Raw genomic sequence first — 16,088 nt, 5'->3', positions numbered from 1 at the left:
TTCCGGGTGGAAACCAAATAAAAAATTGGTACCCCATCTGAAAAGAGGCTGCGCGCGTTAGCGGGCAGCCTCTTTCGGGCGACAGTTGAAAAACCGTCTTATTGCTTGGCGGCAGCCAGCTGGGCAGCAACTTCTTCAGCGAAGTTGTCGACCGGCTTCTCGATGCCTTCGCCTACTTTGAAGTAAGTGAAGGAAACGATTTCAGCGCCGGCTTTCTTGGCCAGCTCGCCAACCTTGACTTCAGGGTTCTTGACGAACGCCTGCTCGACCAGGCTCGCTTCTGCCAGGAACTTGCTGATACGGCCTTTGACCATGTTCTCAACAATGTTTTCTGGCTTGCCTTTGATCTTTTCTTCGTTCAGCTGCAGGAACACAGCTTTCTCACGCTCGATCGCTTCGTCGGAGACTTGCGAAGGCAGCAGGAACTCAGGGTTGCTTGCAGCAACGTGCATAGCGATGTCTTTGGCCAGCTCGACGTCACCGCCTTTCAGGACAACAGCAACACCGATCTTGTTACCGTGCAGGTAGGTGCCGACAACGTCACCTTCTACGCGTACCAGACGACGGATGTTGACGTTCTCGCCGACTTTGGCAACCAGCGCTTCACGAGCCGCTTCCTGAGCGGCGATCAGCGGAGCTGCGTCGGTCAGTTTTTCGTCGAAAGCTTTTTCTACGCTGGCAGCAACGAAGTTCTTGAAATCGTCTTGCAGGGCCAGGAAGTCGGTCTGCGAGTTGACTTCCAGCAGCACGGCTGCCTTGTCATTCGATTTGATGGCGATTGCGCCTTCAGCGGCAACGTTGCCAGCTTTTTTCGCAGCCTTGATGGCGCCCGAAGCACGCATGTCATCAATGGCTTTTTCGATGTCGCCGTCAGCCTTTTCCAGGGCTTTCTTGCAATCCATCATGCCTTCGCCGGTACGCTCGCGCAGTTCTTTGACCAACGCTGCAGTAATTGCTGCCATTTTCAAATTCCTCTTGGATAGGTTTTCAACCATTCCACCCGATCGAACGGGCGTTCAATTCTTCCCGAACCACCCATGTTGGCTGCCGCACATGACAAATACAGACGTGGGCGCCGACAAATGGTTTTCGAGGTGGCAAAAAGGGGGCCAAGCCCCCTTTTTGCTTACTGAGTCAACGCCAGGGGCGTCGATTACTCAGCTGCAGCCTGAGTTTCTTCAGCTGCGAATTCAACAGTACCGCCAGCAACGTTGTTGCGACCGCGGATAACTGCGTCAGCCATCGAACCCATGTACAGCTGGATAGCGCGGATGGCGTCATCGTTGCCTGGGATGATGTAGTCAACGCCTTCCGGGCTGCTGTTGGTATCGACAACGCCGATGACCGGGATGCCCAGCTTGTTGGCTTCGGTGATCGCGATGCGCTCGTGGTCAACGTCGATCACGAACAGTGCGTCTGGCAGACCGCCCATGTCCTTGATGCCGCCCAGCGAACGATCCAGCTTCTCAAGATCACGGGAGCGCATCAGCGCTTCTTTCTTGGTCAGCTTGGCGAAAGTACCGTCTTCGGCTTGAACTTCAAGGTCACGCAGACGCTTGATGGAAGCACGAATGGTCTTGAAGTTGGTCAGCATGCCGCCCAACCAGCGGTGATCGACGTACGGCGAACCGCAACGTGCTGCTTCTTCAGCAACGATCTTGCCAGCGGAACGCTTGGTGCCGACGAACAGAATCTTGTTTTTGCCCTGGGCCAGACGCTCTACGAAAGTCAGAGCTTCGTTGAACATTGGCAGGGTTTTTTCAAGGTTGATGATGTGAATCTTGTTACGCGCGCCGAAAATGTACTTGCCCATTTTCGGATTCCAGTAACGGGTTTGGTGACCGAAGTGCACACCGGCCTTCAGCATATCGCGCATGTTGACTTGGGACATGATAGTTCCTTGATAAGTCGGGTTTGGCCTCCACGTATCCCAATGACCAACCAGAGGCATAAAGCCCAAGGCACCCAGGTCATCGTGTCGACACGTGTGTGGATTTAAGCTTTTCGGGGCATCCCCGGAAAGCGGCGCATTTTATACCACAGGGTGCGCAGAAACGGAACCCGGAATCTGTATTCGCACCAGTGACATGGGCGCAGCCCCCTTGGAATCGGCTCGATGGGCACCATTGTATAGACACAAGCCAGACATGCAGGCGCGGATTTGCGCCTCTCGTCTGTTAGAATCGCGTTTTTCAGGGTCGCAAAAATACACCTGCCACCCAATTCGTATCCGTAAGCGCCGCCGAGCGCAGAGAGAGCCTGTATGACCGTCAACCTCAAAACCCCCGAGGACATCGCTGGCATGCGTGTCGCCGGAAAACTGGCCGCCGATGTGCTGGAAATGATTGCCGAACATGTCAAACCGGGCGTGACCACTGATCAGCTCAACCAGATTTGCCACGACTACATCGTCAATGTGCAGCAGGCCATCCCCGCCCCGCTCAACTACAAGGGCTACCCGAAGTCGATCTGCACTTCGATCAACCATGTGGTCTGCCACGGCATCCCGAACGACAAACCGCTGAAAAACGGCGACACCCTGAACATCGACGTCACGGTGATCAAAGACGGCTACCACGGCGATACCAGCCGCATGTTCCACGTCGGCGAAGTGCCGGTCTGGGCCGAGCGCCTGTCGCAGGTCACCCAGGAATGCATGTACAAGGCCATCGAGATCGTCAAGCCCGGCTGCCGCCTCGGCGACATCGGTGAAGTGATCCAGAAGCACGCGGAAAAGAACGGTTTCTCGGTGGTGCGCGAGTTCTGCGGCCACGGCATCGGCAAGGTCTTCCACGAAGAGCCGCAGATCCTGCACTACGGTCGCGCCGGCACTGGCATGGAACTGAAGGCCGGCATGACCTTCACCATCGAGCCGATGATCAACCAGGGCAAGGCCGACACCAAGGTACTGGGCGACGGCTGGACCGCGATCACCAAGGACCGCAAGCTTTCGGCACAGTGGGAACACACCCTGCTGGTCACCGACACCGGCTACGAGATTTTCACCTTGCGCAGCGATGACACCATCGCGCGCATCTCGGCCTGACACCCAGAACGCTCCCAGCCTATAGAAGGAAAGCCAATCGATGCCGCAGGTGGATCCCGAACTCTTCGACCGCGGCCAGTTCCAGGCTGAACTGGCCCTTAAAGCGAGTCCTATCGCGGCGTTCAAGAAGGCGATCCGCCAGGCTCGCGAGGTCCTTGACACGCGTTTTCGCAATGGCCGCGACATCCGCCGCCTGATCGAAGACCGCGCCTGGTTTGTCGACAACATCCTGCAAAAGGCCTGGGAGCAGTTCAACTGGAGCGAAGACGCCGATATCGCTCTGGTGGCAGTGGGCGGCTACGGGCGCGGCGAGCTGCATCCCTATTCCGACATTGATCTGCTGATCCTGCTCGACAGCGCTGACCACGAAGTTTTCCGCGACTCCATCGAGCGTTTTCTGACGCTGTTGTGGGACATCGGTCTGGAAGTCGGCCAGAGCGTGCGCTCGGTCGATGAGTGTGCCGAAGAGGCCCGCGCCGACCTGACCGTGGTCACCAACCTGATGGAAAGCCGCACCATCTGCGGCCCCGAGCGTCTGCGCCAGCGCATGCTCGACGTCACCAGCACCGCGCACATGTGGCCGGCCAAGGAGTTCTTCCTGGCCAAGCGAGCCGAGCAGAAGGCTCGTCATCACAAATACAACGACACCGAATACAACCTCGAACCGAACGTCAAAGGCTCGCCCGGCGGCCTGCGCGATATTCAGACAATCCTCTGGGTCGCCCGCAGACAGTACGGCACCCTGAACCTGCGCGCCCTCGCCGGCGAAGGTTTTCTGGTCGAAAGCGAAAATGCCCTGCTCGCCTCCTCCCAGGAATTTCTGTGGAAAGTGCGCTATGCCTTGCACATGCTCGCCGGTCGCTCCGAAGACCGCTTGCTGTTCGATCATCAACGCACCATTGCCGGCCTGCTTGGCTTTGAAGGAGACGACGCCAAACAGGCGGTCGAAAACTTCATGCAGCAGTACTTCCGCACCGTGATGAGCATCGCCCAACTGAGCGATCTGATCATCCAGCACTTCGAGGAAGTCATCCTCGCCCCGGAAGACGAAGCGCCGCCGCAACCGATCAACTCGCGCTTCCAGTTGCATGACGGTTACATCGAGGCGCGCAATGACAATGTGTTCCGCCGCACGCCGTTCGCCATGCTGGAAATTTTCGTGCTGATGGCCCAGCAGCCGGAAATCAAAGGCGTGCGCGCCGACACCATTCGTCTGCTGCGCGAACATCGTCATCTGATCGACGACAACTTCCGTAACGATATCCGCAACACCAGCCTGTTCATCGAGCTGTTCAAGTGCAAGATCGGTATCCACCGCAATCTGCGGCGGATGAACCGTTACGGCATTCTCGGGCGCTATCTGCCGGAGTTCGGTTTTATCGTCGGGCAGATGCAGCACGACCTGTTCCACATTTATACGGTCGATGCGCACACGCTGAACCTGATCAAACACCTGCGCAAACTGCAGTACACCCAGGTCTCGGAGAAATTTCCGCTGGCCGCCAAGCTCATGGCCAAGCTGCCCAAACCTGAGCTGATCTACATGGCCGGCCTGTACCACGACATCGGCAAGGGCCGGCATGGCGATCACTCGGAGATTGGCGCGGTCGATGCCGAGGCGTTCTGCCAGCGCCATCAGTTGCCGGTGTGGGACAGCCGCCTGATCGTCTGGCTGGTGCAGAACCACCTGGTGATGTCCACCACTGCGCAGCGCAAGGATCTGTCCGACCCGCAGGTGATCCACGATTTCGCCCAGGCGGTCGGCGACGAAACGCGCCTCGACTACCTCTACGTGCTGACCGTGGCCGACATCAACGCGACCAATCCGACGCTGTGGAATTCATGGCGCGCCAGCCTGTTGCGCCAGCTCTACACCGAGACCAAACGAGCCCTGCGCCGGGGTCTGGAAAATCCGGTGGATCGCGAAGAGCAGATCCGCCAGACGCAAAGCGCGGCACTGGACATTCTGGTGCGCGGCGGCACCGACCCGGATGACGTCGAGCAACTGTGGGCGCAATTGGGCGATGACTATTTCCTGCGTCACACCGCCGGCGATGTAGCCTGGCACAGCGATGCGATCCTGCAGCAACCGGTGGATGGCGGGCCGCTGGTGCTGATCAAGGAAACCACCCAGCGCGAGTTCGAGGGCGGCACGCAGATCTTCATTTATGCACCGGACCAGCACGACTTCTTCGCCGTGACCGTGGCGGCGATGGACCAGCTCAACCTGAACATTCACGATGCCCGGGTCATCACCTCGAGCAGCCAGTTCACCCTCGACACCTACATCGTGCTCGACAACGAAGGCGAATCGATCGGCGACAACCCGGCGCGGATCAAGCAGATCCGTGAAGGCCTCACCGAAGCCCTGCGCAACCCGGACGACTACCCGACAATCATCCAGCGCCGGGTGCCGCGTCAGCTCAAACACTTCGCCTTTGCGCCGCAAGTGACCATTCACAACGACGCCCAGCGTCCGGTGACCGTGCTGGAACTGACGGCGCCTGACCGGCCGGGCCTGCTGGCGCGGGTCGGGGGGATCTTCCTCGAGTTCGACCTGTCGCTGCAGAACGCCAAGATTGCGACCCTGGGCGAGCGCGTGGAAGACGTGTTCTTCATCACCGACGCGCATAACCAGCCGCTGTCCGATCCGCTGCTGTGCAGCCGTCTGCAAGATGCGATCGTCGAACAACTGAGCGTCAATCAGGAACCGGATATCAAACTTTCGCGGATCAGTATCTGAATCACCCATTTATCCCTGTGAATGCAGCCCATGCTTTCCTCCGGTACATACAATCCCCTGTGGCGAGGGGATTTATCCCCGTTCGGCTGCGAAGCAGTCGTAAAACCTGTGTATGCGGACATTCAGTTGAACCGCAGTGATGGTTTTGGGGCCGCTGCGCAGCCCAACGGGGATAAAGCCCCTCGCCACAGAAAGCTCTTGAGCATTTAAAAGAGGCCCCAATGAACAACGCTCTGAACCAGCTCCAGCCGTACCCGTTCGAAAAGCTCCGCGCCCTGCTTGGCACCGTGACCCCGAACCCGGACAAACGCCCGATCGCCCTGTCGATCGGCGAGCCGAAACACCGTTCGCCGAGCTTTGTCGCCGAAGCGCTGGCGAACAATCTGGATCAGATGGCGGTGTACCCGACCACCCTCGGTATCCCGGCCCTGCGCGAAGCCATCGCTGGCTGGTGCGAGCGTCGTTTTGGTGTGCCGAACGGCTGGATCGATCCGGCGCGCAACGTGCTGCCGGTCAACGGCACCCGTGAAGCGCTGTTCGCCTTTACCCAGACCGTGGTCAATCGTGGTGACGATGCGCTGGTGGTCAGCCCCAACCCGTTCTATCAGATCTACGAAGGCGCGGCGTTCCTCGCCGGGGCCAAGCCGCATTACCTGCCATGCCTGGATGAAAACGGCTTCAACCCGGACTTCGACGCCGTTTCGCCAGACATCTGGCAGCGCTGCCAGATCCTGTTCCTGTGCTCGCCGGGCAATCCGACCGGCGCGCTGATTCCGGTCGATACCTTGAAGAAGTTGATCGCCCTCGCCGATCAGTACGACTTCGTGATTGCCGCCGACGAGTGCTACAGCGAACTGTACTTCGACGAGCAAACCCCGCCGCCGGGCCTGCTGAGTGCTTGCGTCGAACTCGGCCGCAATGACTTCAAGCGCTGCGTGGTCTTTCATAGCCTGTCCAAGCGCTCCAACCTGCCGGGCCTGCGTTCAGGCTTCGTTGCCGGCGATGCCGACATCCTCAAAGGCTTCCTGCTCTATCGCACTTACCACGGCTGCGCGATGCCGGTGCAGACTCAACTGGCCAGCGTTGCCGCGTGGAATGACGAAGTGCATGTGCGCGCCAACCGTGCGCTGTATCGCGAGAAGTTCGATGCGGTGCTGAACATCCTCAGCCCGGTGCTGGACGTACAGCGCCCGGACGGCAGCTTCTATCTGTGGCCGAATGTGCAGGGCGATGATGCGGCGTTCTGCCGCGATCTGTTCGAACAGGAACACGTGACCGTGGTGCCGGGCTCGTATCTGTCTCGCGATGTCGATGGCGTCAATCCTGGCGCCGGCCGTGTGCGTATGGCACTGGTTGCGCCACTGGCAGAATGCGTCGAAGCCGCCGAACGGATTCGTGACTTCATCACCCGCCAGAAGTGATCACGGAGCGCTTGCGGCAGTCCCCTGCTGCAAGCGCTCAACCGGCTATTTGACCTGGCCCAGATTGGCCTCGCTCAAATCCAGTTCGCCGAGCACTTCTCGCAACACGTCATCACCGATCTGGTGCTGACGGCTCAGACTGTAAAGCTCAAGACGCTGCGCGCGCAGCGCTTTCAAACGCAGGCGACGCTCAAGCAGATCCATCTGAAACGCCAGCGCCTGGGCTTCGGCGGAATCGTTGAACACATCAAGTTGATGGCGATATTCGGACATGATCCGCGCCTTGAGCTCCGCTGCCAGCGCTGCTTGAGCGGCATCCTGTGGGACCACTTCTTCGCTTTCCAGCGAGTGAATCGCCGCTTCGGCCGTCTTGCGCCAGGCGTCGCGCACTTCCTGACGACGCTTGTCGTCGGGACTTTTGTCGATGCCGCGCAGCAGCAAGGGCAGCGCGATACAGGCCGAGACCAGCGACAGCAGAATCACCCCGGCTGCAATGAAGATCAGTAAGTCGCGTTCAGGAAAAGCCTCGGCGCCGATCAGCATCGGCACCGACATCACGCCTGCCAGCGTCACCGCCCCGCGCACACCGCCCACCGTCAGCAACCAGCATGAACGCGCCGTCGGCACTTGCGTCAGCTCGCCCTTGCCGCGCAGTCGGCGCAGCAACACCGACAAGCGCCAGATGCTCTGCACCCAGATGAAGCGCAGCAGCACCAGCGCGACGAAAATCGCCAGCACATCGAGGCAGCGATAGAACAACGTCGGCCACAGCGTCGGCTCATGGCTGACCACGGCCTTGATGATGTCTGGCAATTGCAGGCCAAGCAGCAGGAAGATCAAGCCATTGAACGCAAATTCGAGCAGCGCCCAAACGCTGCGGTTGAGCAGCCGCGTGCTGGTCTGGCGCGGCAGCAGGTCGAGCCAGCTTTGCATCATCCCCGCCGCCACCGCCGAAAGAATGCCCGAAGCGCCCAGACGTTCAGCCAGTACGTAAGCGGCGAACGGCAGCAGCAACATGAACACCACGTGAGTGGCCGGATCGTCCCAGCCCCGGGCGATCATCCACGCGCGCAGGCGCCCGACCAGCCAGCTCAACGCTACACCCACAGCCAGGCCACCGAGCGCCACCGCGACGAAGGTCAGACTGGCATTGGTCAGCGAAAACACGCCCGTGATCGCTGCAGCGAGGGCGAATTTGAAGGTCACCAGGCCTGAGGCGTCATTCATCAGCGCCTCGCCCTGGAGGATGTGCATCAGCGGCGTGGGGAGACGGTTCTGCGAAATCGCTGAAACCGCCACGGCGTCCGTCGGTGACAAAACCGCGGCAAGGGCGAAGGCCACTGGCAGCGGAATAGTTGGCAACAGCCAATGAATGAAATAACCGGCACCGACCACGGTGAACAGAACAAGGCCGACGGCCAGGGTCAGGATCGGTCCACGCAATTGCCAAAAGGCGCGTTTGGGCATGCGCCAGCCATCGGAAAACAACAACGGCGGCAGGAACAGAAACAGGAACAATTCCGGGTCGAGGGCGACGTGCAGCCCCAGGGTCGGCCAGGCGAGCAAGGCACCGGCGGCGATTTGCACCAGCGGCAATGGCAGCGGGATAACCCGCCCGACCAGGCGCGAGACGCTGACCAGCATCAGCAGGATCAGGACGGTGTAAGCAGTTTGCATAAAACGAAAATCTCAGGCGATCGACAGCGTTGAACTGCCATATTAGCGCCTTAGGCTGTGGCTGACCGTTGCACCTATGTCGCACGACCGCAAGCGACACCCTTGTGGGAGCGAGCCTGCTCGCGAAAGCGGTCGTTCAGCACACAGAGATATTGATTGATGTGGCCTCTTCGCGAGCAGGCTCGCTCCCACAGGTTTTACAGCGTTACGACAACCGTGGCCGACGAAACCGTCCGGTCATGGCATAATCCGTCACCATTTTTTTCCAGCACCTGTAAAGGGGGCGATTCCTTGGCCGTTTCAAGTAAAACGTTGCACCTTTTCGGCATCAAAGCCTGCGACACCATGAAAAAGGCGCGCACCTGGCTCGATGAACACGCTGTCAGCTATGACTTTCACGATTACAAGACCGCCGGCATTGACCGTGAGCACCTGACCCAATGGTGCGACGAGCACGGCTGGCAAACCGTGCTGAACCGCGCCGGCACGACCTTTCGCAAACTCGACGACGAACGCAAAGCTGATCTCGACCAAGCGAAAGCCATCGAACTGATGCTCGCACAACCCTCGATGATCAAGCGCCCGGTGCTCGATCTCGGTGACCGAACCCTGATTGGCTTCAAGCCAGATATCTACGCGGCCGCTCTGAAGTAAGCAGCCCGTCACTCTTTGTAGAGGTATTCACATGTCCAATTCCCTGTTCAGCATCGCCTTTGGTGTCGGCACCCAGAACCGTCAAGGCGCATGGCTGGAAGTGTTCTACGCACAACCACTGCTCAATCCTTCGGCCGAACTGGTCGCAGCGGTCGCGCCGATCCTCGGTTACACCGAAGGCAACCAGGCCATCACCTTCACCACCGCCCAGGCCGCGCAACTGGCTGAAGCCGTAAAAGGCATCGACGCTGTGCAAGGCAAGCTGCTGACTCGCCTGGCTGAAAGCCACAAGCCGTTGGTTGCCACGCTGCTGGCCGAAGACGCGCAACTGACCTCCACGCCTGAGGCCTACCTCAAGCTGCATCTGCTCTCGCACCGTCTGGTCAAGCCGCACGGCGTCAGCCTCGCCGGTATCTTCCCGCTGCTGCCGAACGTGGCGTGGACCAGCCAGGGCGCGATCGACCTGAGCGAACTGGCGGAAATGCAACTCGAAGCGCGTCTGCGCGGCGAACTGCTGGAAGTGTTCTCCGTGGACAAGTTCCCGAAGATGACCGACTACGTGGTACCGGCCGGCGTGCGTATCGCTGATGCCGCACGTCTGCGTCTGGGCGCCTACGTCGGCGAAGGCACCACCGTCATGCACGAAGGTTTCATCAACTTCAACGCCGGCACCGAAGGCCCGGGCATGATCGAAGGCCGCGTTTCCGCTGGCGTATTCGTCGGCAAGGGTTCGGACCTGGGCGGCGGTTGCTCGACCATGGGTACCCTGTCGGGCGGCGGCAACATCGTGATCAAGGTCGGTGAAGGCTGCCTGATCGGCGCCAACGCCGGTATCGGTATTCCGTTGGGCGACCGCAACACTGTGGAGTCGGGCCTGTACGTGACCGCTGGCACCAAGGTTGCGCTGCTCGACGAAAACAACAATCTGGTCAAGGTTGTGAAGGCGCGCGAGCTGGCTGGTCAGACTGATCTGCTGTTCCGTCGTAATTCGGAAACCGGTGCTGTGGAATGCAAGACCCACAAATCGGCGATCGAACTGAACGAAGCGCTGCACGCTCACAACTAAGCAGCACATCGACCTCCTGTGGGAGCGAGCCTGCTCGCGAAGCTTCTGGCGTCCTCAAGGACGCTGTCGCGAGCAGGCTCGCTCCCACAAGGTTTGGCGTACACCCCGCCCAATTTCACAGGGCTGAACCCATGATGATCCCCTCCCCGTGGCGCGCCGATTTCCCGGCCATCGCCGCGCTGCAACGGCAAGACCAGACCTATCTGGACAACGCCGCCACCACGCAAAAACCCCAGGCCCTGCTCGACGCACTGACGCATTACTACGCCAACGGCGCGGCCAATGTGCATCGTGCGCAACACCTTCCGGGTGCTCACGCGACACAAGCGTTCGAAGACAGCCGGCGCAAGGTTGGCCAGTGGCTGAATGCCGGTGACAGCGGGCAGATAATTTTCACGCACGGCGCCACCAGTGCCTTGAATCTGCTGGCTTACGGTCTTGAACATTTGTTCGAGCCGGGCGATGAGATTGTCATCAGCGCTCTGGAGCATCACGCCAACCTGTTGCCGTGGCAGCAACTGGCGCAACGCCGCAACCTGAAACTGGTGATCCTGCCGCTGGATGCCGACGGCCTGATCGACCTCGCCGCTGCCGTGCATCTGATCGGCCCGCGCACGCGCTTGCTGGCAGTCAGTCAGCTGTCCAACGTCCTTGGTGCCTGGCAACCGCTGACCGCTTTGCTCGGCATGGCCAAGGCGCAGAACGCGCTGACGGTAGTCGATGGCGCGCAAGGCGTGGTGCACGGCCGGCATGATGTGCAGGCGCTGGGTTGCGACTTCTATGTGTTTTCCAGCCACAAACTCTACGGCCCTGAGGGACTGGGCGTGCTGTTCGGACGCAACGCTGCGCTGGAGCAATTGCAGCCATGGCAGTTCGGCGGCGAGATGGTGCTGGACGCCAACTATCAGGATTCGCGCTTCCGCCCGGCGCCGTTGGGGTTCGAGGCTGGCACACCGCCAATCGCCAGTGTCATCGGCCTCGGAGCGACCCTCGACTACTTGGCCGGTTTGGATCAGGACGCCGTATCTGCCCATGAAGCGGCACTGCACGACTATCTGTTGCGCGGCCTCGCCGCCCGCAATGGCATTCGCCTGCTGGGCAAGCCGCAACTGGCGCTGGCCAGTTTTGTCGTCGAAGGCGTGCACAACGCTGATCTGGCGCATCTGCTCACCGAACAAGGCATCGCCGTGCGCGCCGGGCATCACTGCGCCATGCCGCTGATGAAAAGCTTCGAACTGGCTGGCGCGATTCGCGTGTCGCTGGCGCTGTATAACGACTCGGAAGATCTGGAGCGCTTTTTCGAGGCGCTGGATCAGGCGCTGGAGTTGTTGCGATGAGCCTGCCGGTGGAAGCGGCCGAAGCGCTGCAGACGTTTCAGAATGCGGCGGGCTGGGAACAGCGCGCGCGGCTGCTGATGCAGTTTGGCGATCGCTTGCCGGCGCTGGATGACGCGCAAAAGTGCGAGGCCAACCGAGTGCATGGCTGTGAGAGTCAGGTGTGGCTGGTCGGGGATTTGCGCGACGGGCACTGGCAGTTCAAGGCGAGCAGCGATGCGCGGATGATTCGCGGGTTGGTGGCGTTGCTGCTGTTGCGGGTCAATGGCTTGTCGGCGGTGGAGTTGCAGCAGGTGGATCTGCCGGAGTGGTTCAATCAGCTGGGACTGTCGCGGCAGTTGTCGCCTTCGCGCAGTAATGGCCTGAATGCGGTGCTCCAGCGGATGAATGAGTTGGCGCGCTAATCGCCTTCGCGAGCAGGCTCGCTCCCACAATGGAAATGCATTTCCCTGTGGGAGCGAGCCTGCTCGCGAAGAGGCCCTCATTGATACCTTCAGGCTTGAGGCTTGACCCGGTCCGCCGGGCGCCGAACACCAGCGACAATCTTGTCCACAGTCTTGGTCGCCGCGACCATGCCAAATGTCGCAGTAACCATCATCACCGCGCCAAACCCGCCAGCGCAGTCGAGCTTCACGCCGTCGCCGACAAACCTTTTCTGCAGACAAATGCTGCCATCCGGTTTCGGGTAGCGCAGCTGTTCGGTGGAAAACACACACGGCACGCTGTAGTGACGGGTCACGGTGCGGGAGAAGCCGTAGTCCCGGCGCAACGTCGAACGGACTTTCGAGGCCAGCGGATCGTTGAAGGTGCGGTTCAAGTCGCAAACCTGAATCAGCGTCGGGTCGATCTGCCCGCCCGCGCCGCCGGTGGTAATGATCTGGATCTTGCGGCGTTTGCACCAGGCGATCAGCGCCGCTTTGGCGTTCACCGCATCGATGCAGTCGATCACGCAGTCGATGTTCGGCGTGATGTATTCGGCCATGGTGTCGCGGGTGACGAAATCGGCCACGGCGTGCACCGTGCAATCGGGGTTGATCCCGCGCAGGCGCTCGGCCATCACCTCGACCTTGGGTTTGCCGACAGTGCTGTCCAAGGCGTGCAACTGACGGTTGGCATTACTGACGCAGACGTCATCAAGGTCGAACAGCGAGATCTCGCCCACCCCGCAACGGGCCATCGCTTCCGCCGCCCAGGAACCGACGCCACCAACGCCGACGATCGCCACATGGGCGGCGCGCAAGCGTTCCAGGCCCTCGATGCCATACAACCGGGCGATGCCTGCAAACCGCGGATCTTCTGTACTCATGACCATTACCCCAAAAACCGGCGCGCATTATAGGGCTACGCAGCGACAAGTTTTAAGCTGCAAGCGACAAGTGTAAGAACTTAAGTCAGAGACGGCTGCCCAATGTCAGGCATTTTCCCGTCAGTTGTACGACTGGTTAACCGCCGGTGTAGGATGCGCGCCCCTCGGGCGTCTATCCGACCGATCCTTCGTTCCACAGCCTTTGGAACCCGAAACAGCTATGTCATCGCGTAAATTTGGACTCAACCTGGTGGTGGTGCTGGCCATCGCTGCCTTGTTCACCGGTTTCTGGGCGCTGGTCAATCGCCCGGTCACGGCGCCGAACTGGCCGCAGCAAATCTCCGGCTTCTCGTATTCGCCATTCCAGCAAGGCCAATTCCCACAGAAGGATCAGTATCCGTCTGACGATGAAATGCGCCGTGACCTGGAAATCATGAGCAAGCTGACCGACAACATTCGTATCTATTCGGTCGACGGTTCGCTGGGAGACATCCCGAAACTGGCGGAGGAATTCGGCCTGCGTGTCACCCTCGGCATCTGGATCAGCCCGGACCAGGAACGCAACGAACGGGAAATCACCAAAGCCATCGAACTGGCCAACACCTCGCGCAGCGTCGTGCGCGTGGTGGTCGGCAACGAAGCGCTGTTTCGTGAAGAAATCACACCTGAGGCCTTGATCGTTCTGCTGGATCGGGTGCGCGCTGCCGTCAAAGTACCGGTGACCACTTCCGAGCAATGGCACATCTGGGAGAAATACCCGCAACTGGCCAAGCACGTGGATTTGATCGCCGCTCACGTCCTGCCCTACTGGGAATTCATTCCGGTGGACAAGGCCGGCCAGTTCGTCTTCGACCGCGCCCGCGATCTGAAAAAACTCTTTCCGAAAAAACCGCTGCTGCTGTCCGAGGTAGGCTGGCCGAGCAACGGTCGCATGCGCGGTGGCGCCGATGCCTCGCCGGCAGATCAGGCGATTTACCTGCGCACACTGGTCAACAAGCTCAATCGCCAAGGCTTCAACTACTTCGTGATCGAAGCGTTTGACCAACCGTGGAAGGCCAGCGACGAAGGTTCGGTCGGCGCCTACTGGGGCGTGTTCAACGCCGCGCGTCAGCAGAAATTCAATTTCGAAGGCCCGGTGGTGGCGATTCCACAATGGCGCGTGCTGGCCATCGGTTCGGTGGTGCTGGCGCTGCTGTCGCTGACCCTGCTGATGATCGACGGCTCAGCCCTGCGCCAACGCGGTCGTACGTTCCTGACCTTTATCGCGTTCCTCTGCGGCTCGGTGCTGGTGTACATCGGTTACGACTATAGCCAGCAATACAGCACGTGGTTCAGCCTCACGGTCGGATTCCTCCTCGCGCTCGGTGCGCTCGGGGTATTCATCGTCCTGCTCACCGAGGCCCATGAACTGGCCGAAGCGGTGTGGATTCACAAGCGCCGTCGGGAATTCCTGCCGGTGCTGGGCGATTCCGACTACCGGCCGAAAGTGTCGATCCACGTGCCCTGCTACAACGAGCCGCCAGAGATGGTCAAACAGACCCTCGATGCCCTGGCCGCGCTCGATTATCCGGATTTCGAAGTCCTGATCATCGACAACAACACCAAGGATCCGGCGGTGTGGGAACCGGTGCGTGACTACTGCGCAACCCTCGGCCCGCGCTTCAAGTTCTTCCACGTTTCGCCGCTGGCCGGTTTCAAGGGCGGCGCGCTGAATTACCTGATCCCGCACACCGCCAAGGACGCCGAAGTCATTGCCGTGATCGACTCCGATTACTGCGTGCACCCGAACTGGCTCAAGCACATGGTGCCGCACTTCGCCGACCCGAAAATCGCCGTGGTGCAGTCTCCGCAGGATTATCGCGACCAGAACGAAAGCACCTTCAAGAAGCTCTGCTACGCCGAATACAAGGGCTTCTTCCATATCGGCATGGTCACCCGCAACGACCGTGACGCGATCATTCAGCACGGCACCATGACCATGACCCGCCGCTCGGTGCTGGAAGAATTGGGCTGGGCTGACTGGTGCATTTGTGAAGACGCCGAGCTCGGTCTGCGCGTATTCGAGAAAGGCCTATCGGCGGCGTATTACCACGACAGCTACGGCAAGGGCCTGATGCCGGATACCTTCATCGACTTCAAGAAACAGCGTTTCCGCTGGGCCTATGGCGCGATCCAGATCATCAAGCGCCACACCCGCAGCCTGCTGCGCGGCAAGGACACCGAACTGACTCGCGGTCAGCGTTATCACTTCCTCGCCGGCTGGCTGCCGTGGGTTGCCGATGGCATGAACATCTTCTTCACCGTTGGCGCGCTGTTGTGGTCGGCGGCGATGATCATCGTGCCGCAACGGGTCGATCCACCGTTGCTGATTTTCGCAATCCCGCCGCTGGCGCTGTTCGTGTTCAAGGTCGGCAAGATCATCTTCCTCTACCGTCGCGCCGTCGGCGTGAATCTGAAAGATGCGTTCTGCGCGGCACTGGCCGGGCTGGCGTTGTCGCACACCATCGCCAAAGCGGTGCTGTACGGTTTCTTCACCAGCAGCATTCCGTTCTTCCGCACGCCGAAAAACGCCGACAACCACGGCTTCTGGGTGGCGATCAGCGAGGCTCGCGAGGAGCTGTTCATCATGCTGTTGCTGTGGGGCGCGGCGCTGGGGATTTTCCTCGTGCAGGGCATTCCGAGCAATGACATGCGCTTCTGGGTAACCATGCTACTGGTGCAGTCGCTGCCGTACCTGGCGGCGCTGATCATGGCGTTCCTGTCGTCGCTGCCCAAACCAGCGGCCAAGGCTGAGCCGGCACCGGTCGTCTAAATCCGCAACGCAGCACTAAACGGCGGCCA

General features: G+C 60.2%; 12 protein-coding genes. 8 read left to right on the top strand and 4 right to left on the bottom strand.

Annotation, left to right across the window (positions count from 1 at the left end):
• Nucleotides 1-98: 98 nt before the first annotated feature.
• Together tsf and rpsB are read right to left on the bottom strand one after the other, a co-directional pair.
• Complete coding sequence (gene tsf, locus ACZ9BE_RS03125; protein WP_041478130.1) at nt 99-962, bottom strand: translation elongation factor Ts; 864 nt, start codon at nt 960-962, stop codon at nt 99-101.
• Nucleotides 963-1,153: 191 nt separating this feature from the next.
• Nucleotides 1,154-1,891: a 30S ribosomal protein S2 gene (rpsB, locus tag ACZ9BE_RS03120; protein WP_003222119.1), complete on the bottom strand. Its 738-nt coding sequence runs from the start codon at nt 1,889-1,891 to the stop codon at nt 1,154-1,156.
• A 372-nt stretch (nt 1,892-2,263) separates the two neighbouring features.
• Between rpsB and map the strand changes: the two genes are divergently transcribed.
• The 3 genes from map (at nt 2,264) to dapC (ending at nt 7,210) form a co-directional block, all read left to right on the top strand.
• On the top strand, nt 2,264-3,046 hold the full coding sequence (gene map, locus ACZ9BE_RS03115; RefSeq protein ID WP_056783207.1) for a type I methionyl aminopeptidase: 783 nt from the start codon (nt 2,264-2,266) through the stop codon (nt 3,044-3,046).
• 40 nt (nt 3,047-3,086) lie between these two features.
• Complete coding sequence (locus ACZ9BE_RS03110) at nt 3,087-5,789, top strand: [protein-PII] uridylyltransferase (protein ID WP_016771478.1); 2,703 nt, start codon at nt 3,087-3,089, stop codon at nt 5,787-5,789.
• Between the two features lie 221 nt (nt 5,790-6,010).
• Entirely contained in the window at nt 6,011-7,210 is a 1,200-nt protein-coding gene (gene dapC / locus ACZ9BE_RS03105) for a succinyldiaminopimelate transaminase (RefSeq protein ID WP_056783203.1), read from the top strand.
• 45 nt (nt 7,211-7,255) lie between these two features.
• On the opposite strand, the gene ACZ9BE_RS03100 is transcribed toward dapC, so the two are convergent.
• Nucleotides 7,256-8,887: a Na+/H+ antiporter gene (locus ACZ9BE_RS03100; RefSeq protein WP_056783200.1), complete on the bottom strand. Its 1,632-nt coding sequence runs from the start codon at nt 8,885-8,887 to the stop codon at nt 7,256-7,258.
• 291 nt (nt 8,888-9,178) lie between these two features.
• On the opposite strand from ACZ9BE_RS03100, the gene ACZ9BE_RS03095 reads away from it, so the two are divergent.
• The 4 genes from ACZ9BE_RS03095 to ACZ9BE_RS03080 all read left to right on the top strand — a co-directional run bounded on the left by ACZ9BE_RS03095 (nt 9,179) and on the right by ACZ9BE_RS03080 (nt 12,345).
• Entirely contained in the window at nt 9,179-9,541 is a 363-nt protein-coding gene (locus tag ACZ9BE_RS03095; RefSeq protein WP_038860603.1) for an ArsC family reductase, read from the top strand.
• Between the two features lie 31 nt (nt 9,542-9,572).
• Nucleotides 9,573-10,607 (top strand): 2,3,4,5-tetrahydropyridine-2,6-dicarboxylate N-succinyltransferase, encoded by a 1,035-nt coding sequence (gene dapD / locus ACZ9BE_RS03090; RefSeq protein ID WP_041478134.1) that lies wholly within the window; start codon nt 9,573-9,575, stop codon nt 10,605-10,607.
• A gap of 131 nt (nt 10,608-10,738) precedes the next feature.
• A complete protein-coding gene (locus tag ACZ9BE_RS03085) occupies nt 10,739-11,944 on the top strand; it encodes an aminotransferase class V-fold PLP-dependent enzyme (protein ID WP_056783198.1) in 1,206 nt (401 codons plus the stop codon).
• Nucleotides 11,941-12,345: a SufE family protein gene (locus ACZ9BE_RS03080; RefSeq protein ID WP_236168065.1), complete on the top strand. Its 405-nt coding sequence runs from the start codon at nt 11,941-11,943 to the stop codon at nt 12,343-12,345. Before ACZ9BE_RS03085 ends, ACZ9BE_RS03080 begins: the two co-directional genes overlap by 4 nt.
• Before the next feature lie 89 nt (nt 12,346-12,434).
• Here the strand turns inward: ACZ9BE_RS03080 and tcdA are convergent, their stop codons facing one another.
• Entirely contained in the window at nt 12,435-13,253 is an 819-nt protein-coding gene (gene tcdA / locus ACZ9BE_RS03075) for a tRNA cyclic N6-threonylcarbamoyladenosine(37) synthase TcdA (protein WP_476248895.1), read from the bottom strand.
• Nucleotides 13,254-13,467: 214 nt separating this feature from the next.
• Here tcdA and ACZ9BE_RS03070 point away from each other — a divergent pair, with 214 nt between their 5' ends.
• Nucleotides 13,468-16,059: a glycosyltransferase gene (locus ACZ9BE_RS03070; RefSeq protein WP_110645889.1), complete on the top strand. Its 2,592-nt coding sequence runs from the start codon at nt 13,468-13,470 to the stop codon at nt 16,057-16,059.
• Nucleotides 16,060-16,088: the final 29 nt, after the last annotated feature.

This window comes from Pseudomonas sp. TE9122 (assembly GCF_056278925.1).
This window is presented reverse-complemented; position numbering and strand designations above follow the sequence as displayed.